At 39.6% G+C, this 21,091-nt stretch carries 18 protein-coding genes, 1 tRNA gene, 2 pseudogenes and 1 riboswitch; of the genes and pseudogenes, 12 read left to right on the top strand and 9 right to left on the bottom strand.

Annotated features, from left to right (window positions below):
- Window positions 1-44: 44 nt before the first annotated feature.
- Window positions 45-467: a PLC family EF-hand domain-containing protein gene (locus tag RUMTOR_RS05175; RefSeq protein WP_004846089.1), complete on the bottom strand. Its 423-nt coding sequence runs from the start codon at window positions 465-467 to the stop codon at window positions 45-47.
- Between the two features lie 355 nt (window positions 468-822).
- On the opposite strand from RUMTOR_RS05175, the gene RUMTOR_RS05170 reads away from it, so the two are divergent.
- A complete protein-coding gene (locus RUMTOR_RS05170) occupies window positions 823-1,605 on the top strand; it encodes a ZIP family metal transporter (RefSeq protein ID WP_009320980.1) in 783 nt (260 codons plus the stop codon).
- Between the two features lie 8 nt (window positions 1,606-1,613).
- Here the strand turns inward: RUMTOR_RS05170 and pdaA are convergent.
- Window positions 1,614-2,398: pseudogene (pdaA, locus tag RUMTOR_RS05165) on the bottom strand (delta-lactam-biosynthetic de-N-acetylase).
- A 130-nt stretch (window positions 2,399-2,528) separates the two neighbouring features.
- Between pdaA and RUMTOR_RS05160 the strand changes: the two are divergent.
- The 4 genes from RUMTOR_RS05160 (at window position 2,529) to RUMTOR_RS05145 (ending at window position 7,175) form a co-directional block, all read left to right on the top strand.
- Window positions 2,529-3,512, top strand: a complete 984-nt coding sequence (locus RUMTOR_RS05160) for a D-isomer specific 2-hydroxyacid dehydrogenase family protein (protein WP_009243446.1) — start codon at window positions 2,529-2,531, stop codon at window positions 3,510-3,512.
- Window positions 3,513-3,527: 15 nt separating this feature from the next.
- Window positions 3,528-4,424, top strand: coding sequence for an ABC transporter ATP-binding protein (locus RUMTOR_RS05155; RefSeq protein ID WP_004846084.1), 897 nt, complete (start codon window positions 3,528-3,530; stop codon window positions 4,422-4,424).
- Window positions 4,399-6,378, top strand: a complete 1,980-nt coding sequence (locus RUMTOR_RS05150) for a DUF6449 domain-containing protein (RefSeq protein WP_004846083.1) — start codon at window positions 4,399-4,401, stop codon at window positions 6,376-6,378. Before RUMTOR_RS05155 ends, RUMTOR_RS05150 begins: the two co-directional genes overlap by 26 nt.
- Before the next feature lie 107 nt (window positions 6,379-6,485).
- A complete protein-coding gene (locus tag RUMTOR_RS05145; RefSeq protein ID WP_009243444.1) occupies window positions 6,486-7,175 on the top strand; it encodes a hypothetical protein in 690 nt (229 codons plus the stop codon).
- 22 nt (window positions 7,176-7,197) lie between these two features.
- On the opposite strand, the gene lepB is transcribed toward RUMTOR_RS05145, so the two are convergent.
- Complete coding sequence (gene lepB, locus RUMTOR_RS05140) at window positions 7,198-7,773, bottom strand: signal peptidase I (protein ID WP_004846080.1); 576 nt, start codon at window positions 7,771-7,773, stop codon at window positions 7,198-7,200.
- Window positions 7,774-7,963: 190 nt separating this feature from the next.
- On the opposite strand from lepB, the gene RUMTOR_RS05135 reads away from it, so the two are divergent.
- Window positions 7,964-8,974, top strand: coding sequence for a DNA/RNA non-specific endonuclease (locus RUMTOR_RS05135; protein WP_416983975.1), 1,011 nt, complete (start codon window positions 7,964-7,966; stop codon window positions 8,972-8,974).
- Window positions 8,975-9,041: 67 nt separating this feature from the next.
- Here RUMTOR_RS05135 and RUMTOR_RS13720 read toward each other — a convergent pair whose 3' ends face one another.
- Together RUMTOR_RS13720 and RUMTOR_RS05125 are read right to left on the bottom strand one after the other, a co-directional pair.
- Window positions 9,042-9,521 (bottom strand): DUF6560 family protein, encoded by a 480-nt coding sequence (locus tag RUMTOR_RS13720; RefSeq protein ID WP_416983973.1) that lies wholly within the window; start codon window positions 9,519-9,521, stop codon window positions 9,042-9,044.
- Between the two features lie 454 nt (window positions 9,522-9,975).
- The gene (locus RUMTOR_RS05125; RefSeq protein ID WP_004846074.1) at window positions 9,976-10,188 is read right to left on the bottom strand and encodes a helix-turn-helix domain-containing protein; all 213 of its coding nucleotides are present in this window, start codon (window positions 10,186-10,188) and stop codon (window positions 9,976-9,978) included.
- Between the two features lie 110 nt (window positions 10,189-10,298).
- Between RUMTOR_RS05125 and RUMTOR_RS05120 the strand changes: the two genes are divergently transcribed.
- Together RUMTOR_RS05120 and RUMTOR_RS05115 are read left to right on the top strand one after the other, a co-directional pair.
- Window positions 10,299-10,676 carry a hypothetical protein gene (locus RUMTOR_RS05120; RefSeq protein ID WP_004846073.1) on the top strand — a complete coding sequence of 126 codons (378 nt, stop codon included), beginning with the start codon at window positions 10,299-10,301 and terminating at the stop codon, window positions 10,674-10,676.
- A 75-nt stretch (window positions 10,677-10,751) separates the two neighbouring features.
- Window positions 10,752-12,149 carry a PDDEXK family nuclease gene (locus RUMTOR_RS05115; RefSeq protein ID WP_004846072.1) on the top strand — a complete coding sequence of 466 codons (1,398 nt, stop codon included), beginning with the start codon at window positions 10,752-10,754 and terminating at the stop codon, window positions 12,147-12,149.
- Between the two features lie 148 nt (window positions 12,150-12,297).
- Here RUMTOR_RS05115 and RUMTOR_RS05110 read toward each other — a convergent pair whose 3' ends face one another.
- Window positions 12,298-12,975, bottom strand: coding sequence for a transcriptional regulator (locus tag RUMTOR_RS05110; RefSeq protein ID WP_004846071.1), 678 nt, complete (start codon window positions 12,973-12,975; stop codon window positions 12,298-12,300).
- Between the two features lie 238 nt (window positions 12,976-13,213).
- Here RUMTOR_RS05110 and RUMTOR_RS05105 point away from each other — a divergent pair, with 238 nt between their 5' ends.
- From RUMTOR_RS05105 to RUMTOR_RS05095, 3 genes are all read left to right on the top strand, one after another.
- Entirely contained in the window at window positions 13,214-13,543 is a 330-nt protein-coding gene (locus RUMTOR_RS05105; protein WP_044998011.1) for a hypothetical protein, read from the top strand.
- 98 nt (window positions 13,544-13,641) lie between these two features.
- Window positions 13,642-14,736 (top strand): replication initiation factor domain-containing protein, encoded by a 1,095-nt coding sequence (locus RUMTOR_RS05100; protein ID WP_044998000.1) that lies wholly within the window; start codon window positions 13,642-13,644, stop codon window positions 14,734-14,736.
- Window positions 14,737-14,885: 149 nt separating this feature from the next.
- Window positions 14,886-16,124 carry a tyrosine-type recombinase/integrase gene (locus RUMTOR_RS05095; RefSeq protein ID WP_004846068.1) on the top strand — a complete coding sequence of 413 codons (1,239 nt, stop codon included), beginning with the start codon at window positions 14,886-14,888 and terminating at the stop codon, window positions 16,122-16,124.
- A gap of 102 nt (window positions 16,125-16,226) precedes the next feature.
- Here RUMTOR_RS05095 and RUMTOR_RS05090 read toward each other — a convergent pair.
- Window positions 16,227-16,297: transfer RNA gene (locus tag RUMTOR_RS05090), tRNA-Trp, on the bottom strand.
- Window positions 16,298-16,596: 299 nt separating this feature from the next.
- Here RUMTOR_RS05090 and RUMTOR_RS05085 point away from each other — a divergent pair.
- Window positions 16,597-19,050 carry a hypothetical protein gene (locus RUMTOR_RS05085; protein WP_009243442.1) on the top strand — a complete coding sequence of 818 codons (2,454 nt, stop codon included), beginning with the start codon at window positions 16,597-16,599 and terminating at the stop codon, window positions 19,048-19,050.
- A 149-nt stretch (window positions 19,051-19,199) separates the two neighbouring features.
- Here RUMTOR_RS05085 and dapA read toward each other — a convergent pair whose 3' ends face one another.
- Window positions 19,200-20,084: a 4-hydroxy-tetrahydrodipicolinate synthase gene (gene dapA, locus RUMTOR_RS05080; protein ID WP_004846066.1), complete on the bottom strand. Its 885-nt coding sequence runs from the start codon at window positions 20,082-20,084 to the stop codon at window positions 19,200-19,202.
- Window positions 20,085-20,181: 97 nt separating this feature from the next.
- Window positions 20,182-20,355, bottom strand: a riboswitch (Lysine riboswitch).
- A gap of 503 nt (window positions 20,356-20,858) precedes the next feature.
- A pseudogene (locus RUMTOR_RS13890) lies at window positions 20,859-21,091 on the bottom strand (ISNCY family transposase); the annotation flags it as partial.

Genomic DNA, 21,091 nt, shown 5'->3' with positions numbered 1-21,091 from the left:
GTTTTGCTGTACAGGTGACTGTCGATAAAATATAGATGTAGCAGTTAGCTGACAACTGTACAATCAGATGAATCGATTCCGGGAATATCTTTTTTATCCGCGCTGATGCTGAGATAAAAATCAATATTGTTTTCTGTTGAAATCTTGTTTAATTTGTGAAGGAAAGCGGCAAGACTTTCAAGAGTGATGTTAGCCTGTTTTAAAACACTGTCAATAAAGACTGCTTCGATATCATGGTTTCCGGCTGCCATACCGTAAAGGAAACCTACGAATTCTTCGAGCGTTAGAACGTCCGGATAATCAGCCATGCGGATTACACGGATATTGAAGTCAACCGTGTAAGTATCTTTATGGCTTTTTTTGATAAATACTACATTACCGTTAGATGTTTTTACTTTTTCGTTAGCAAGATCGATCATCTGCTGAGTTTTTCCGCTGCCTCTCGGGCCTGTTACTAAATATACCATGGCGAATCTCTCCTTTATGTAAGTATTGTTTGAGAATATCACCTCTCAAATGTGTTAAACTTATTATACACTAATTCTATGTGTGAAACAACTAAAAAAAGGATAAAAAAATAAAAAAAATTAAACAATATTACTATAAAGAAGAGCGTTGAAAAAGACGAAATGAGAATAGATATCAAAATAATTGCAATATGCAGAAACGTATGATATGATCCGATATATGAATTATGAATATATGTGTCAGAGTTTTGGGCATATGCATAGGATAAAGTATCGGTGTAATTCTATATTACAGTCGGCGGTGGATATGGTGAAGAAGATTGTCCGCGGCAGTATAAAAATCGGAGGAATAGAGATGAACAGTAATATTTTATTAGGAATAATGATTCCGTTTATCGGAACGACACTTGGTTCGGCAATGGTATTTTTTATGAAAAAGGAAATGAATGTCCGCCTGCAGAAAATGCTTCTCGGATTTGCGTCGGGAGTAATGATCGCGGCGTCGGTCTGGTCGCTTCTTATTCCGGCCATTGACATGTCAGAGCAGGCGGGAGGAATTTCATGGATGCCTCCGGCAGTCGGCTTTTTATTTGGAATGGGTTTTCTTCTTGTTTTGGATACATTGATCCCACACCTCCACTTTACGGAAGAGAAGCCGGAAGGAGTTCCGTCTCAGTTAAAAAAAACGACGATGCTTGTCCTTGCGGTAACGCTTCATAACATTCCGGAAGGGATGGCGGTCGGAGTGACGTTTGCGGGAGTAATGACAGAAAATTCGGTAATCTCTCTTGCCGGCGCGCTGGCGCTTTCGATTGGGATTGCAATTCAAAACTTTCCGGAAGGGGCAATTATATCCATGCCTCTGCAAAGTCATGGATTGTCAAAAGGAAAGGCATTTTTATACGGGGCAATGTCCGGCATTGTAGAACCGATTGCGGCGGTGATCACCATTTTTCTGACCGGAATCGCCGTGCCTCTCCTTCCTTATCTTTTGTCTTTTGCGGCAGGAGCCATGATCTATGTCGTTGTAGAAGAACTCATTCCCGAATCTCAGGCCGGAGAACATTCCAATATCGGAACGATCGGAGTGGCGGCAGGCTTTGTTCTGATGATGATACTTGATGTGGCGCTTGGATAAGCGAAAACTTAAGGAAGTTGGGTTAAAGGCTTGATCTGATAACCCATTTCTTTCCATTTTGTCAGTAATTCATCTAAGATGTCGGCGTTTGTTTTTGATGTGCTGTGGAGCAGGACGATCGCGCCTGGGTGGATGCGTTTGAGCAGTTTATCAAACGCTTCTGCTTTTGTAGGCTGATCTGTATCGTACCAGTCGACATAGGCAAGACTCCAGAAAAAAGTTTTGTATCCGAGATCTTGAGCCATTTTTAAGTTTTCTTTGCTGTATTTTCCTTGCGGAGGACGATAGAAACGAACCATATCTTTTCCGGTGGTTTCTTTATATATTTTCTCTACATCCGTTAATTCTTTTTGAAATGATTCAAGAGTTGACATTTGCGACATATCAGGATGATGCCATGTATGGTTTCCTACGATGTGTCCGTCCTTGCACATCCTCTTGACGAGTTCGGGATTTGACTCGATATATGTTCCGACAACGAAAAAAGCAGCGGATACGTCATGCTTTTTTAATACGTCTAAAATTTTTCTGTGTTTCCGTTTTCGTATCCTGCATCAAATGTAAGATAGAGTATTTTTTCATCTGTATCTTGCATATAATAAGCGTCATACTGTGCAAGTTCATCTGTGGAAGCATTAGCTGTCGGCGGTGTGTTTTCTTCATGAAAACTTAATCCCCAGTTTCCTTCGGCAGCGGCAGAGGTGAGGCTTCCGGCTCCGGCTCCGATCACATAGGATGAGAGAAAAAGAGCGGGAAGTAAGAAAAAAGTTTTTTTAGATATGTTTGAAAACATAGTAGATAAACCTCTTAAGTTTTGTCATATTTATATGAAAAGGCAGGGAAAAGTATGAACAAAACAGAGGTAGACATTTCGAGAAAAGGGGAGTAAAATAAGGCAAATATTATTGTGCGAGGTGATGAGAATGAAAATTTTTGTATATAATTACAGAGAGTTTGACGAGGCGGAATATTTTGAAAAATTTTCAAAAGAGTATCATGTGGAGCTTGGTATCTGCAAAGAGGCGCCATCGCTTGAAAATGCATATCTTGTAAAAGGGTATGAATATGTAAGCATTATCACAACGAAGATCGACCGACCTCTTTTGGAAAAGTTCCGTGAGTTCGGGGTGAAGATGATATCGACAAGGACAGTCGGATACGATCACATTGACCTGGAGGCGGCGCGGCAGCTCGGAATACGCGTGAGCAACGTATCCTATTCGCCGGAATGTGTGGCGGATTATACGATGATGCTTATTTTGATGTCGATCCGAAAAATGAAACGGATCATGCAGAGGGCGGAGATCAATGATTTTTCATTGCCGGGGATTCAAGGACGTGAGCTTCCTAATTTTACAATAGGAGTTCTCGGTACGGGGAGGATCGGACAAGCGGTGATCCGGGATCTGCACGGTTTCGGGTGTAAGATTTATGCGTACGATAAATATGAGAATGAAGCGGTAAAACAGTTCGCGGAGTATGCGGATCTTTCGGTGATTTATGAAAAGTGTGATCTGATTACTTTGCATATGCCGCTTTCGGAAGATAATTTCCATATTATCGATGCGTCTGCGATGAAAAATATGAAAGACGGTGTCGTTATTATCAATACAGCGAGGGGAAGTCTGATCGACACAAAGGCATTGATCGAAGCTTTGGAATCCGGGAAAGTCGGCGCAGCCGGTCTGGATGTGATCGAAGATGAACTTGGAATGTATTATTACAACAGGAAATCAGATATATTGTCCAAAAGAGATCTGTATGTTCTGCGTGGTTTCCCGAATGTGATCGTCACGCCGCATATGGCGTTTTATACCGATCAGGCTGTGAGCGATATGGTAAAACATTCGATAGAAAGCTGTATTCTCCGTGAAGCCGGAAAGAAAGACCCGTGGGAGGTTGTTTAAGAAAAGGGGATTCAGATGATCTGCGTGAAAGAACTTGTGAAAAATTTTGATGATGTATGTGCGGTCAATAATATTACTTTAAATATTCCGGAAGGAGAGATGCTCGGCCTGCTCGGAACGAACGGAGCGGGGAAGACAACGCTCCTTCGTATGATTGCGGGAGTGCTGGAAGCCGATGACGGCAGCATTGTCGTTGACGGTGCAAATATCACATCCGGAGACGTATCTGAAGAGATTTTTTATTTGCCGGATGATCCTTATTTTTTTCCGAACGCCTCTATGGAAGAAATGATTTTGTTTTATAAGAAATATTATCCTCGCATGGATGCTGAGGCGGCGGCTTATATGGCGGGGAAATTGAATCTGGAAACGAAGCGCCCACTTCGTACATTTTCAAAAGGTATGAAACGTCAGGCATTTCTTATCCTTGCCCTTTGTGCCGGAACAAAATACCTTCTCTGTGATGAAGTGTTCGACGGTCTTGATCCGATCGTGACGGAAGTGATGAAAAACCTGTTTCGTCAGGAAATGAAAGAACGGAAGTTTACGGTGGTAGTGGCATCTCATAAACTTCGGGAACTTGAGGATATATGCCACAGTATCGCGATCCTTCATAAAGGAGGAGTCCTGACCTCGAAAGATATGAGGCATCAGGCCGGAAATATATGCAAATATCAGTGTGTATTTTCGGAACAGACCGATCTTGAAGAAGTAAAAAAGGCGGTCGATCTTATTCGTTTTCATGCGGATGGATATTTTGTGACGCTTATCGTTCGTATGCAGCCGGAAACAATGGCCCGGCTGAACAGTTTTTCGCCTGTGTTTATGAAAGAAGTGCCGATGACGTTAGAAGAGATTTTTATTGCCGAAATGGAGGGAAAAGAGTATGACATCCGTAAAGTGCTTCGGTAGTTGGCTGAAAGAAGCCGGAAGAGGACACCTTACCGCGTTGTTTGGATGGACAACATTTTTTATATATACTGTCCTTCTTGTAATGCGTTTAAGTCTTGATACTTCCTATACGTTTTTCGGGATTGGAAATACAGTTCTGCTTTGGCTGAGTATGGGACTGGGCGTCCTGTTTTCTTTTCTGGAGTTCTTTTATTTGCTGCAGCAGAAGAAACAGGATTTTTATTACAGTCTTCCGGTGAAAAAAGGAATGATCTTTTGGTCTAGATATACGCATGGGGTGATCCATTTCTTTCTTCCGTTTTTGCTCATGATTTCCGTATGTGGAATATGGCAGGCGATGGTCGATCCGGAATTTGCTCCTTTTGTCGGAAGTTATACCGCGAAAAGTATTCTTGCGTTTGGATTTGCTTTTTTAATCTTCTATCATATAGGGATTTTATGTGTTTCGGTATGCGGCAATTTTATATGTGCAGTCTCACTCTGTGTTTCGATCATTGCGTATTCTTCTTTATTTATTGAAAATGTCATCAAAGTGTTTGCAAAACATTATTTTGTTACTTATTACAAAATTGAATTGCTTGAAAAACTAAATAATATACTATCTCCGTTTGGATTGGCAAAACGGCTGGCGGGACTTGGAATATATGAGAAGAGGATAGCTCTGCAGTATCCGCTTCCGGCGCCTTACATAATCGCTGCTGTTGTATGGGCGGCTGTTCTGTTCGTTTTGTTTTCTGCTGCTCAGAAGAAAAGAAAACCGGAATATGTAGGAACACCGTTTATGTTTCGCAATGTGCAAAGACTGACAGAAATATTGCTTTCCGTTTTGGCAGGAGCGTGGTTTGCGGCATTTGCAGCGGAATTGACGAAAACAGACAGTTTACTTTTCGGGTTTGTGGAAGCGCTGTGTGGGGCGGCGGCAGCTTTTTTTGTACAGTACCTGATAGAACTGGCTGTGAAGAAGCAGGGGGTTAGTCTTCTGCGGAGGAAGGGGCAGTTTGCGGCAGTAAGTATTGCCGCCGCCTGTATAGGCCCTGCTATGATGTTTGGCGCACGTTTTTATGACGGATATTTTCCGAAAGAAGCGGAAGCGGTAAGCGTTGTGATCGAGGGAGTGGGAATGAGCCGCGATGAATATGAAATGCTCGACGGACAGGAAAATACGGTGACAGAAAAGTATTTATATCGCTTCCGTATGACGGGAGAAGGTAAAAAAATGACGCTTCAATGGGCAAAAGATTTGGCGGTTGCTGTGAACGGCAGAGATGCGGAAGAACAAAAATCGGTGACGAAAGCGACTGTTTGTTATGAAACAGAAGGCGGGAGCAGACATTATCGGACTTATCCGGTGACAGAAGAAAGTCTGCGCAAGTTTTCCTCCGTTTATGAAACAAAAGAGTATAAGACGCTTGCTTATGAAGGAGTTTCGCTTGAGGAAGTGGGACAAGATAAGTTTAGTTGGAAAGACGGCGTTTTCTCGCAGACTATGAAAATAGAAGCTGAGGAAAAAGAGGAGCTTTTAAAGCGGTACAAAGAAGACGTGTTCCGATTTCAGATGGAGCAGCTTACGAAAGCCTGTCCATGCGGAATTCTTGAAATCTCGTCTCCGGCAGACGGAGAAGAAACCGAGCTTATCGTATATCCGTTTTTTGAAAAAACATGCGATTTCCTTGAAAGCCGGGGGATTGATCCGGAAAAACAGATAAAAGACTATCCTGTTGAATCTGTAGAAATAAAGAAAACTTCTGCGGTTTTGCCGAATGTAAGCGGCGGAAGTTATGTGCATTTTTATGAAGAACCTGAGGAAGTAGATCAATGGAAAGAAAAGCTGATCCCGAAAGCATTTGATGTGCAGCAGATTCTCTATCCGACAGATCACACCCAAAACGCAGAGGCGGTAGTGACAGATGAGGAGACGGCTTCTTATGTGAGAGTGAAGTGTATATTGAAATAATAAAGTGATGGATAATAGAAAGAAGAATTTTTGTCTATATGACAGAGTTCTTCTTTTTTTTTATTTGGAAGATGTTATACTGTGGCGAAATGACAGGAGGGAAAAGTATGAATAAAAAGGGTTGTAACTTAAAGAAAATATTGATAGGTGTTTCTGTGGGGGTTATGATTCTGGCCTCTGTAGTTGGCGTTTATCTGTATGTGAACAGGTTTGATGCATCAAAGTATGTGCAGGCTGTGCTTGATGTGTCTTATAAAAATAAGACAACCTTGTATCAGGAAGTGGCAGATGTGTCTGAAAAGGAGGCAAAAGCAGTATTTGAAAAGAATCTGGATGCGACGATGCAGGGGTTTGATGCATCTGATATGCCGGATTCGTTAAAAGGAAAATACAGAGAACTCTTCGGTGAAATTGCAAAAAAAGTAAATTATACAGTAGGGGAGGCGCAAAAGGAAAAAGACGGAACATATATCGTTTCGGTGAAAGTAAAACCGATCACACTTTTTACTGATACATATGATCTGTTTTTGAGTCGTGCAGAGCAGTATGCGAAAGAAGTTACAGATCATGTGACGAAAGGCGCGCAGATGCCTACGGATGAAGAAATGCAGGAAAAGATTTATCAGATTTATTATGAGGTGCTAAAAGAACAGGCAGAGGTGGGAATGCTTTATGGAAGAGCGGAAGATGTTGTACTGCATATAGAAAAAGAAGGGCGCGGGAATTACGGAATCCGTCAGAAAGACATGAAAAAACTGGATGGACTTTTGATTGAAGAAGTCCATCCGATTGAGTGAGATCTGCTTAAGCGGGATTTGATCAGAGGAATTTGATTTTGTTGAGAGGCCAGTACCGTAGGAAAGCTTTTCCGACGATTTCATCATCCGTAACAAAAGTATGTTCCCAGTAGCGGGAGTCTTTTGAGTTGTTTCGGTTATCCCCCATGACGAAATAACAGTTGTCAGGTACAGTATAAGGACCGAAAGAACCTTGCATAAATTCTTTTGTCGTTACATCTTTAAGAGGGGTTTTCGAGCCGTCGATGAAGATCTGTCCGTCATGGATTTCCACTGTTTCACCGGGAAGTCCGATGATGCGTTTAATAAAAAGCTGCTTTTCGTCATCCGGGTATCGGAAGATAATGATATCGAACCGTTTCGGTTCGCCGAATATATAAGCAAGCCGGTTTCCGAAAACACGGTCTCCGGTCATGATCGTATTCTCCATAGAACCGGAAGGAATTTCCGCATTTACAAGGACAAAACGGTTGACGCAAAGGGCAATGATAACTGCGATTGCGAGTGTCAGTATCCAGTGGAAGAGTTCGTTTTTGTCGGAAGGTTCTTGTTCCGGTTCGAGTGATTCTTGTTTTTGGTCAAAACATTGATTTGCCATAGTGTATTCCTGCTTTCCGTAAATTTTATGTACTTCAATAATAACGAGTGTATGAAAAATTTGCAAGATGCAGTATTGTCATGATCTGATTTTGCAGAAAAGAATCTTCTGTGATACAATGATTTTTCATAAATAAGATTTCGTATAAACGAAGAAGAACAGCCGGCAGATAAAACAGGTATTGCAAAAAATATATCTGATCGGGAAAAATGGGAGTATCAAAGATGGCAAAGAGAAAAAAGGGATTATTATTACGAGTACATGTGCGCTGTTAGCAGGAGCGGCAGTCATTGCCGAACTGGCGCTTGGCGGCGGTACAGGCGGTAACGGGGTTGGCAGGCAGCAGGGATGGCAGAATCTTCAGAAAGAAATTTTTGATTCTGCATATAGTGAAGAAAGTTATGATTCTGCTGTTGAAGTGCCGGAATATGAAGGAGAACCATACGTGATATTGGACGGAAACGAGCCGGCGTTTACAGAGGACGAGATGACGACGACAGTTTATGAGCAGTACAGTCCTTTGGACAGCTACGGGAGATGTCAGACGGCAGAAGCGTGCGTGGGAGAAGAACTGATGCCTGATGAAAAGCGCGGTGATATCAGCAGTGTAAAGCCGACGGGATGGCAGTCTGTTCGGTATGAAAATGTGGAGGGAGGATCGCTGTATAATCGCTGCCATTTGATCGCGTATCAGTTGTCCGGAGAAAATGCAAATGAAGAAAATCTGATTACCGGAACACGGTATATGAATACAGAGGGAATGCTCCCTTTTGAAAATCTTGTGGCAGAATATGTGCATGAAACAGATAATCATGTGATGTATCGTGTAACGCCTATATTTGAAAATGAAAATCTTGTTGCTTCAGGAGTACAGATGGAAGCGGAATCTGTAGAAGATGGCGGAAAGGGAATCAAGTTTAATGTTTATGTGTACAATATACAGCCGGATATTATCATTGACTATAAAACAGGAGATAACAGAGCAGAAGATGACGATGAAAAAGAGGCGGCGGGGACATCCGGCGCCGGAAAAGTGTCTGTAGAGAGCGAGTATATTTTAAATACGAGTACACATAAATTCCACAGGCCGGATTGTGCGGGGGTGAAAGATATGAAAGAGAAAAACAAGAAACCATATAAAGGAAAAAGATCTAAGCTGCTTGAGGATGGGTACAGCCCCTGTAAAAGCTGTAATCCCTGAAAGGTTACACTTTTGAAATGTTAAGGCGGGAAGTTGGATCGGCTTGCGAGGAAATACGCAGAGCCGGTCAATACTTCCCGTTTCTTTTTAATGTCTCTTCCAGGTATTCATAATTCTCGGTAAGAAAATCAATCGTTATCAGTTTTTTACCGCTGGCGTATAAAAGTAGTTGGTTCTTTTTCCCGATTTCCACACGTTCAATTTCACTTATCTGTAAAACTATACTTTTCCGAAATAAACGTTGTATCTCCATCTGATTTCCGTTTACCGCGATCTTCCATTTGCTTGCCCGGATTATGCCAAGAAGACCGATTGCCATTACCCCCAAACACATCCATAGGTGTCCGTTTGTTACAGTTGGATTATTCTGTAGTTTAAATACAAAAAAGATGCAAAACATGCATAATCCTAAAATGAAGAAAGCCATGCATGTATATTTTAATGCTCCGGGGATTTTAAGCACATAATGGAATTCATTCCGGCCGGCATTGTCAGTGATACTTTTTCGGTTATATAAAGAATTGATCACGAGCTCTATGGCGCACATAGAAATAGCATATATAAGAAATTTTATTATCTCTCCCATCCCATGTTCCTCCTTGCTAAGCGCTGTTCGCTGTTTTTTTATCTATTGTTTGTCTTTGCTTTAAATTAGATTTGATTTATCGAAAACGAATGATTTAATATCATTGCATTGAATCTAAGCACTGTGTCAATAAATAGTTTGATTTTTCTTTTTATTTCATTCCTTATAGGAATTTTCCGGAAAATGAAAAATGCCGGATACCTTGAAAAAATCAAGGCTTCCGGCGTTTCTGAAAGCAGGGGATGAGAGAATCGAACCCTGTGGGAAATCCTCACAATCCCCGTAAAATAAGCATTTCTTCGATTGAGTTTTGACTACATTTGACTACCTTTTGACTACATGGGTGGTAAAAAACAAGAAAGGAGAAATCGTTCAGCATGGTGTCATCTTTTTCATACGTCACTTCATATCCCCTCTAAAATACATTATCGTCTGGATAATGTGTCATAATATCTTCCACATTACAATCCAATATATTACACAGCTTATCAATGGTATTCACTTCAACATTCTGATTATGTCTTAACCTGTTCAATTGAGAACGGTTCATATGATAATGCGTATACAAATCATATTGTGAAATGCCTTTGGCTTTCATTGTCTCCCATAATTTATCGTATTTAATCATCTCACGAATTTTCCGCTTTCTTTCATAATTCCTTGCTATGTAATTATTATTAGCGTAAAATAGCGTTTATAATAGTGTTCGTATACGAACACTGAATTGAGAGGTGTCGTATGAAAAAACGCTATATTATTATGGTAATATTGATATGTATTGTTGCTCTTCTGGGATATTTACAATACGGACGCGAAGAACAAGCTGTCAACACTATGGTCAGTACTTCTGATACTTTTTATAAACAGGAGTTCGATGTTATTGCTAATAAGCTGTTTATCTTGGACAAAGAAAAATATGCAGAAGTACTCATTGAAAAGGCAGTTGGGAATAAGTATAGAAATGTTCGCTTTTCTTATGATATTACAGGCTATCCGAACGAAATTATTATATCAGTATATAATACTGAATGGCATTATCAACACAATTGTATGACATTTCAAATCATGTATACATCAGACGATGGAAAATTGGAAACAAAAAATTGTGTTGAATAGTTTATGATGGTATGCAGTTGCTATCGTTCAATGTTACAATAGCCCTATAAAATAAAGCAAGGAGACCAACATATTATGAATTTTTTGGAATTATCAATAGAGGGATATAACGAACACACTCAAATACCAGATTGTATTTCGGATAAATTTTGGAACACTGAAAATTTATCAAACAATAATATCGTTTATGTTGAATTTAAAAAAACTAAATCGAAATATTACGATGATATAATTGGCAAAGCTAAAACATTGCCAAATTATACGGAAAATAATGAATCCCATTCTTTTACTATAAATACCATCAAAGAATATATTGATAATACTATTTTTATTGAATACATAATCTCCAAAATTCGGAAATGGAAAAATGTCACCATACTATTAAATGGGAAAAAATTTGAAACAAAAACGGATATGTGGCATTTTAAGAAAGTTTTGGAAGCAAATGCAGGTGAATATAGTGAATTAATCAATCCTAATGCATTTTATGAGTATATTCCTAAAGAACCATTAGAAGATTTACCATTTCCTTATGTTTTATACCCCGATTTATATGGAGGATTCTTCGCTTTTAAAAAATCTAGAGAATCTAAAGATATTTATTTTTGTGATTGCGAAAAGCAAGCCATACAAAACTATATAGCGCTAGAAAAGAAAAGGCAAGAAATTTTCGGACATCAAGACGAAAAAATCGTATTAAGAACGGACGAATTTCCAGAACTTATAGAAGAAATAACATCAAAAAATTCTGGGAATCCACTTTCTTTATTCAAATTTAAAAGTAAAATATGTCACAAATGCAATGGGAAATTACCACAAGAAGAATATTGTTCAACAATGTATGGAACTGCATTTAGACGACAATATGGTTGGTATATTCGACAACGGTATTTAGAATATGGTATAGACTATATGTTAGAAGGACATGTTAATATACAAAAGCAATTAATACTCAGAGATAAATGTCCTCAAAGTATATTAAAATATTGGGATAAGTTTATATTAGCCAGTGAACAAAGTGAAGCTAATCCAAACTCTGATATTTTGTATACACAAGCTAAAGAAGCAAGAAGAGAATTTGAAAAAAGTATCGAAAACACTGTAAGAAAAGAATTTGGTTTTAAAAATGTAGGTGAATCTTGGGTCAGTGAAACAACTTTGGCTAATATTATTAAAACTATTTATCCCGACTATGAAGTTAAAACACATTATCGTCCTAAATGGTTAGAGGGATTAGAATTAGATATTTATATTGATTCAATTAAACTTGGAATAGAATATCAAGGACAGCAACATTACAATCCAATCAAACATTGGGGCGGTGAAAAACAGTTGAAAAAGCAAAAAGAACACGATTTCAGAAAAGCAAGAATATGTCGGGAAAAGGGGGTAACTTTATTAACTGTTGATTTTGATGAACCATTAACCGAAATACATATTAGAGAACGTTTAAAGGAAAAATCCTTGTTATGATACTATCTTTTTCTACCTAGTGATGTCAAGGAACAAGGCGAAGCCGATACGCCGTCAGGGCAGTCCTTGACAGAACGGACGGTATCCAATACCACCATGCTATATAGAGGACTTGAAAGGTCACGAACCTTGCAAGTCCTCTTGTCTGTTATCTGGAAACTTTCCGGAGATAAAGCACTTCCTTTTCTATTTCACGGACAAATTCATCACACAAGACAGGCTGACAATCACTCGTTACATAACAATTTTTTTCGGACGAATAGGCAAACGAAGAGATTTCCATTTCTAATATCTTTTCATTGATTCCATAATAATATATCTGAGAAGTGGCAAGTGTCATATGAATACTGGCAAAATCTCTTGTAAATATCTCATATGATTCTGGTTGAGTAAGTTCTTTTGGATATTGATAACATTCTTTTGAATCTTCCCGTAAAAAAATAGGTACGATATGCATTTCATTTAAACTGACATCTACATATATCCGATATCTTGGAATTAATGCCCCATACTGTGTCTGAAATCCGATATATGCAGTATCCTTATCGTTCAATAAATATTCCATTTCTTTGTAAAACACATATCCCGTAGTCTGATTATCTGTAGCATTGCTATTTTCCATTGGCACATTTTCACCCATCAACCAGTTAATATTGATATCCAGTGCGTCAGCAATCAGTTCCAGTTTATCCTTTTTAGGATTGTAATTTCCAGAAAGATAAGAACTAAACGCTCCCTTTGTAATTCCTGTTCTCTGTACCATTTCCACTTGCTTTACATTTCTTACATTCATCGCAAATTTGATTCGTTCTGCTATCGTATTCATTCCGATATCCTCTACTTTCTCTGTGTGGCTAATTTGTCATTTCTGTACTCACTATATCATAAATACTCTTCAAAGAAAATAAAAAGTTTATAAATTTCTAAACTTTGTATTGATTTTCATTTTGCTCAATGCTATGATTTAAGCAGTTTAGAAATAACTAAACTTTAAATGTCCATGGATTTCATTACTTATTAAGACAACTGTCCTATCGGTGATACGGGGAGAAAGGATAATGCTTATGCAGATTACATTAACAAAAGAACAGGTCAAAGAGGTATTCGGGGAACTTCGTTATATGGGAGCTGATTATTGCTACCGCTATGACAAAGATACCAGAAAGAAAACCGAAGATATCGAAGCGGTCAAACTTCATCTTGGAAGTATGAAACTTGGTAACAGTGTTGATATTCGACTGGAAATGACAGAAATCCCAACTATCGGACCATATTCTGTAGTGGAACTGGATACACCTGTCTATGCTCCATATGTTCAGAGAGGAAATTATCCTACACTGGTAGAGCGTGTAACTTGTAAAGGGATTCGTTGTATTTCTCAGAAAAATGCATAGTAACCTATGAACTTCCTGTCTCTTGCTGTCCGTACCAAACGGACAGCAAGAGACAGGGGATAGTGGCTCTGCCACTATCGGCAAAGGAGGATTATTATTTGGAAGAAAGAAGTAAATCAGGTCTTTCAAAACCCTCCTATACTAACAGGAGGGTAACACGACAAAAAAACAGTCTGACAGCCTTAATTGACTGGTGTCAGATTACAGTGAAAGATGTAGATTTATTCACTGTCATAACGGATATCCTAAAAATTCCTCTTTCACTTATGGAACTTCAGAATAAAGGGAAAGGAATTGCCGGACATGAACTGGTTGCCGGATTTGATAATATCAAGATCCTAAAACCAACTGGCAAAATGCAGTATAATGGATTTCAGATATTAATGAGTGGCTCTGGCTGTAGAAATTATGAAAACTTCCTTGTGATAAACAAAGAAACATGGTTTGATTTCTTCGCAAGGGTATGTCAGTATCATGTGAATTTTCCACGAATTGATTTAGCAATAGATGACCATAAACCATATCTTAACATTCCGGAACTGATACGTTTAACAAAGCAAGGCTTAATATCTAGTCAGTTACGTAATTATTCTGAAAATGCTTCTGGTGAATTAAGTGAATCAATACCTGTTCATAAAGGAAACACGCTTTATCTTGGGAGTAGCAACAGTGATTTCCGAATCATTTTCTATGAAAAAGGGTACGAACAGGCAGAAAAATTTGGCAAAGAATTAGACCCGAACTGGAACAGATATGAACTGCGATTCCGACAGGAACGGGCAAATATAGTTGTGCAAGAATTAATCGCCAGACGTGATGTTGCAGAAATTGCAATGTCTGTACTAAATGGTAAAATCCGTTTTCTTGAACAGCCGGAAAACAAATCCACTTCACGGAAAAGACTTTATCCTACTTATCCCCCTTGGGAATTATTTATGCAAGATATAGAGAAAATAAATCTGACAATTCAACCGCAGAAAAAGACACTTGATAGTATCTGGAACTGGTTAGAAAGTTCCGTTGCTCCGTCTTTAAAATTATTTTCAAAAATCGGAGAACTGGATAACTGCGATTATATACAGGTATTAATCGAACAGGCAAAGATGAATGATACCCAGATAAAAATTTATGAAGATTACAAAAAATCTTCCAAACTACCAATAACAGAAAGGAGTTATTCTGATAATGAGTAAGCGAAATATCTGAATGATTCGCCCATAATACCAGATAAATGACAATATAAATTTAAAATTAAAAAATACAGGGCATTAACTATACATAGAAAAAATTAAAGAGAAAAAAGATATTTTGAGACAATACCCTTATCATATTGATGTAATTTATGACTGAACCCAACGCTTATGACGATACAGATTTATTGAATTACGCAATCCAAACAGGTATAATCTCTTTAGATACCATGCTGAATGATATAGCAGATATGGAAAGAAAGGAAATACTTGCACAGCATGTTTACGCAATTACAGTAACAACAGACAAATCGGGAAAAGAAATTTATTCCACGTATCTTCCACAACAAGACGGAAAACGACTTTACAGACGCAGAAATACCCGTGAAGAACTGGAAAATGTCATTGTAGAGTTTTACAAGGCTCTACAGGAAGAAATTTATATTGATGATGTTTTCTATGAATGGATAAACCGCAAACTGGATTTCAGCGAGATACAGAAAGCGTCTTATGACAGATACGTGAACGATTACAAAAGATTTTTCCACTACACTTCTGTTTCAATTACCAAAAAGAAATTTAAAAATGTCACAGAAGATGATTTGGAAGTATTTATCAAATGCACCATTCGTGACCTTACACTTACCAGAAAGGCATATGCCGGATTACGGACATTGATTCGTGGTATCTTCAAATACGGTAAGAAGAAAAAGTATACTGCAATCAGTATCACTGAATTTTTTGGAGATTTGGAATTGCCGAATAATCTTTTTAAACGGAAGATTATAGACAAGCAGAAAGAAGTGTTTATGGAAGATGAAATTCCCGTAGTTATTCAACGTCTGAAAGCAAAGCCGGATATTTATAATCTTGGTATTCTGCTTACATTTCAGACAGGTTTACGTGTCGGTGAACTAAGCACTCTAAAGAAAGAAGACTTACACGGACGTATTATTAAAATCAGACGTACCGAAGATAAATACCGAGACGAAAACAATAAATGGATTGTAGCTGTAAAAGAACACGCTAAAACAGACGCTGGTAATCGGGATTTAATCATATCCTCTACCGCACTGGATACGTTGAATCAAATATTGGAACTGAATACATCAGGAACATATTTATTCGAGCATAACGGAAAACGTATCAGAGGAAATACTTTTAATAAAAGACTGTCCAGAATATGTAATGAATTACATATCCCACATCGTACCATGCACAAGATACGAAAGACTTACGGAACAACCTTAATAGATAGTGATGTAGATGAGGGATTTATTACAGAACAAATGGGACACAGTGATATCAGTACAACAAAAAAATTATATTATTTCAGCAATAAAACAACGAAAAACAAAGAAAAACAGATTGAAAATGCTATCTCATTTTAGGAATGATTCCTGTTTGACTACATACTTAACTACATTGGAATTACCCGGGAAATGAAAAAGCCAGAAGCCTTGAAAATTCAAGGTTTCTGACTCTTCGGTCAACAGGGGATGAGAGAATCGAACTCCCACCAAAGGTTTTGGAGACCCCTATCATACCATTTGACCAATCCCCTATGTATGTTTGACTTCTTATCGCAAGTCACTTGTATATAATACCTATTCATATCGGATTTGTCAAGAAAAATATAGTTATTTTTTGAAAAAATTTGAAAAGTTTCGATAAAAACGGAACATAACTTAAATGGATTTCAGGAGAGGTCATGAAACAGGCGTTTTGAGATAGAATGGTTAATTGTTGTAAATAAAGTCGGAATTTACTGAAAATATATTGAAGAAGCAGAAAAAGCATCGTATTATTAAAGAAAAAACACTTAATGCATGACGATTATGTATGGTGGGAAAGGAGAGTAAGATGAAAAACAAATTTATTAGGAAATGGCTGGTTATTTTAACTGTGGCGGCTATGATGATCCCGGCTGGAATTCCGGCAAATGCAGAAACAGTGGAAGAAGGCGAAAATATCGCGCCGACAGCGGGAATATCAGCAGAAACGCCGAATGTGACAGCAGAAACACAAAAGGAAGAAATATCAGCAGAAATGCCGGATATGACGGCAGAAACACAGAATGAAGAAAAATCGGATGTGCAGGCAGAAGGACAAAATCAGGCAAAACAGGGTGTTTTGGAAGCGGTACGGCAGAATACAGAAAAAGCCGAAGAAGCTTCAGATGCAGTCGATGTACAGGCGGAGGAAAGGACGGCAGGGGAAGTTCAGATCGGAGAGCAGATATATCCGACTCTTACCGAAGCATTTGCAGCGGCAAAAGACGGGGACGTACTGCGGCTTTTAGAAAATGCAGAAGTTTCACAACCGATCTTGCTGACAAAGAATGTGACGTTAGATACAAATGGATTTACTGTATCGGCGGCAGCAGGATTCAAAGGCAATTTTATGTTTACGAATCGGGGAACATTCAATATTGTCGGAAGCGGAAAGATTGATGGCAGTGTGGGAACGTACCCGCTGATCATGATCAATAATACCGGCGGCGCGGTTTTAAATATCCAAAGCAGTGAGATCACCGGTCAGGGAGTTGTGCAGAATGTAGGCGGAATCGTGAACATCACAGGCGGTACGTTGACGGCATCAGCAAGAAATACGGTTCTTTCACAGTTCGGCGAAGTGCATATAGGCGCATCGGCCCATCTTATGGCAGCAGGAGAAGGGAAATCTGCGGTTCAGTTGATCGGAGCAAAGATGACTCTTTCGGGGGATGCGGTGCTGTCAGGAAACGGCGGGATCGATGTGTTTAACAGCAACAGAAACGAAGAAGGTACTGTATCGGCGCAAGTAGAGATTACAGGCGGTAGGATCGAGACAAAAGATTTTCCGGTTTCGGGAAACAATCAGGAGTCGGCAGGAGCGGAAGTTGCGATCACAGGCGGAAGCCTGAAAAATATATCGGGCGGAACAGCTATTTACTGGCCGATGGAAGGACAACTTACGATCGGCGGCAATGCGGTGATCGAAGGAGGAACCGGGATCGAAGCAAAAATGGGAACAATTACGATCAAGGATAATGCGGTCATCACAGGAAGCGGCGAATGGAAAGAAGAAAAGCCGCAAAACGGTGGGGCAAATCCTGAAGGTTCAGCGTTTCTTGGATCGGCGCAGATGTACGACGGCTGCATCAATGATTCTTCTCTTGTCGTTAATATTCTCGGTGGAACGCTTAAAAGCGTAAACGGTAATGCGGTCACGATCTATAATACAGAAGAAAAATCAGATGTGAGAGCAGATATTTCTGTGACAGGCGGATCTTTGCAGCCGGCAGCAGGAAAAGGTGCGGTCAAAGTAATTACAAGCGGAGATAATACGACCCGTTTTGATCCGGATAAAAAGACTCTTGACACAATGAAATCCAATACTACCGTAAAAGTTGCAAAGGATGTAGCTGCTGCGGCAACGGACAGAGACGGAAAGACAACATATTATAATACAGTAGAAGAAGCGCTTGGATCGAATACGGAAGACGGAAATATTCACATATATATTAACGAAAACTCTTCTGTAAAACAGGAAGCTTTGGAAGGAGAAAACGTAATATTGACAGTTGCTCCCGGAGTCGTTTTGGAAGTGACATCCGGAATTGACGGAATGATCGTAAAAGAAACTGTTCATGAAGACGGATCTAAAACATATGAACTTGTTAATGCAGAAGAACTTTCAGCACCGAAAAATGTAACCGTTACGGCAGACTGCAAGACTGTACACATCGGCAAAAAGATCCGGCTGAAAGCTTCGGCAGAACACGATACAAAGCAGGTGAATTATCTTTATCGGTGGTACAAAGACGGAGCGTTGTTAAATGGAGCTGTTTCTGCGGAATTGGAAGTTACAGAAAGCGGAAACTACGCTGTTGAAGTATTTGCGGTTCTGGAAAAAGACGGAACAACGTTAACTTCTTTAGGCGCGAAGAGCGATCCTGTTAAATGTACGGTGACGCCGCATGAATATGAAGAAAAATGGAGTTCGGACGGAAAGGTTCACTGGCACGAATGTACGATCTGTAAAAATAAAACTGATGTGGCAGAGCATACATTCGGAGAATGGAAAGTGACAGAGAAAGCGACAGAGAAAAAGGACGGAAGAAAAGAGCGGAGCTGTACTGTATGTGGTCATAAAGAAACGGCGGTGATAAAAGCAGCAGGCAAAACAGAAGAGCCGCGGAAAGAATCAGACAAAACGGCTTCTGTGAAAACCGGTGACAAAACAGATCCGGCAGTTTATATTTTCTTTGTCATTTTGACAGGCGGGATGATCGCAATCTTATCGGCAGGGAACAGAAAGAACAGAAGAAAATAGAATAGATGAAAATAGAATAAAAGAAAATCGAACAGAAGAAAATCGAAACAATGAAAAAGCAAGAGGTCCGTTCCACTAAGTGGAGCAGACCTCTTTAATGATTAATTATAGCAGAATATATGCAGTAAAAAGATTCAAAACAGAAAATTTTACAGCAGACCGAATTCAGTCATTGCTTTTTTCAGCAGTTCTTTGTGAGGCTCTTCTAATTCTGTAAGAGGAGCTCTAAGAGAACCGACTTCTTTGCCCATCATGTTCATAGCGGCTTTTACAGGGATCGGATTGACTTCGCAGAAAAGAGCGTCGCAGATCGGAAGCGCGTCTAACTGCATTTTGCAGCTTCCTGCCGTATCGCCTGAAAGATATTTTGTTACCATGTCGTGAACGTAAGTCGGAGCTACGTTGGAAAGTACGGAGATAACACCGATTCCGCCAAGGGAAAGAAGAGGTACTACCTGATCATCGTTCCCTGAGTAAAGGTCGATGTTTCCGTCGCACAGATGCATGATCTTTGCACCGACCGAAATATCGCCGGAAGCTTCTTTGATGCCGACGATGTTATCTACATTTTTTACAAGATGAGCTACAGTTGTAGGCTGGATCGCACATCCTGTACGGCTCGGCACATTATAAAGGATCGCCGGGATATCGACGGAGTTACAAATCTGTGTATAGTGTGCGATCAAACCGTTTTGCGTCGCTTTGTTGTAGTACGGTGTGACAAGAAGAAGTCCGTCTGCACCGTCTTTGGCTGCTTCCTGAGAAAGCTGGATCGCTGTGCGTGTAGAGTTGGATCCTGTGCCTGCGATCACCGGGATACGGTGGTTTACACGTTCAATGGCAAAACGGATCACTTTGCTGTGTTCCTCTTCGGACATTGTTGCAGATTCTCCGGTCGTTCCGCAGATGATGATCGCATCTGTTTTTCCTGCAATCTGTTCTTCGAGTAGTTCCGCAAGTTTATCGTAATTGACTTCAAGATCTGATTTCATAGGAGTAACGATCGCTACGCCTGCGCCTTTGAAAATTGACATAATTAAATCCTCCTTAAATGTTTGCGTTCGTTTGATAGTGCTTTGCGTAAATAAAAGAAACGGCAGGATGCGCCGTCTCAAAATATACTTTACGGTATACTTCGATAGCTCTCCATCTTGCGATGACAGTCATGGCGCTGTTGACGACATGCCCAAGGAAAAGGGTTCAAGTCTCCATATCCTTTCGGCATCTTCCCCTTTCTGATGAGTTCTTCTGCTCTTGAATACATCCGTCATCGTACTTATGAAAAATGCGACCTCTATCTCGTTCCTTTATTAGTTATTATATGAAAAAAATTGTTTTGCGAACCTGAAATGAGTTATACAAAACGCTTCATCTAATATAAAAAAATCATAACACCCACGTGGAATGATGTCAACTGTTTTGCTCTTTGACAAGCAAATTATTTCATGGTAAAATATATACATCTGCAGTGTGAATGACAAGATTTTCATTTGCACTTTTTTTTATGCTGTAGCAAATTTTAATTTCTTACAGCATAAAACCCTCCGGGAGGATGTGTATGCCGCATCGAGGAAGTCTGCCGCTCTGCGGCGCGCAAAGGCCAAGCCCTTTATGAGTAAGGGAAGGAGGGCGTTGAGGTATGTTAGCTCACTTTGTTATGTATGTATAGGTAAATGCGAAATATTCCGCAATCCTGACTAAAAACAGGCGAAGGCTCCTGTCATGCACGATTCTTGGGATAGGAAGTGAAAATCGTTCATTTCTTGGCATAACAAATAAACCTCATGGGCTTATGAAATTGGTAAGTCCTATGCTATGATCGGATTTAAACTTCGTATGTATTGATGCTGGTGAATTTTATCAGCAACCATGACAGTTATTAATTGAGAAATTCCTGCCAGAAACAAATCTGCATGTAGTGTATTCTCATTTTGGGTTTTACGACCGGACTACACAAAACTGTCTTTTCAATGGTGATTGAATTTTTCTACGTTTACACGGATTTTATAGGTCACATCTAATACTACGGAACCACGTTCCA

Origin of the sequence: [Ruminococcus] torques ATCC 27756 (assembly GCF_000153925.1) — a bacterium.
GTDB lineage: Bacteria > Bacillota > Clostridia > Lachnospirales > Lachnospiraceae > Mediterraneibacter > Mediterraneibacter torques.
This window is presented reverse-complemented; position numbering and strand designations above follow the sequence as displayed.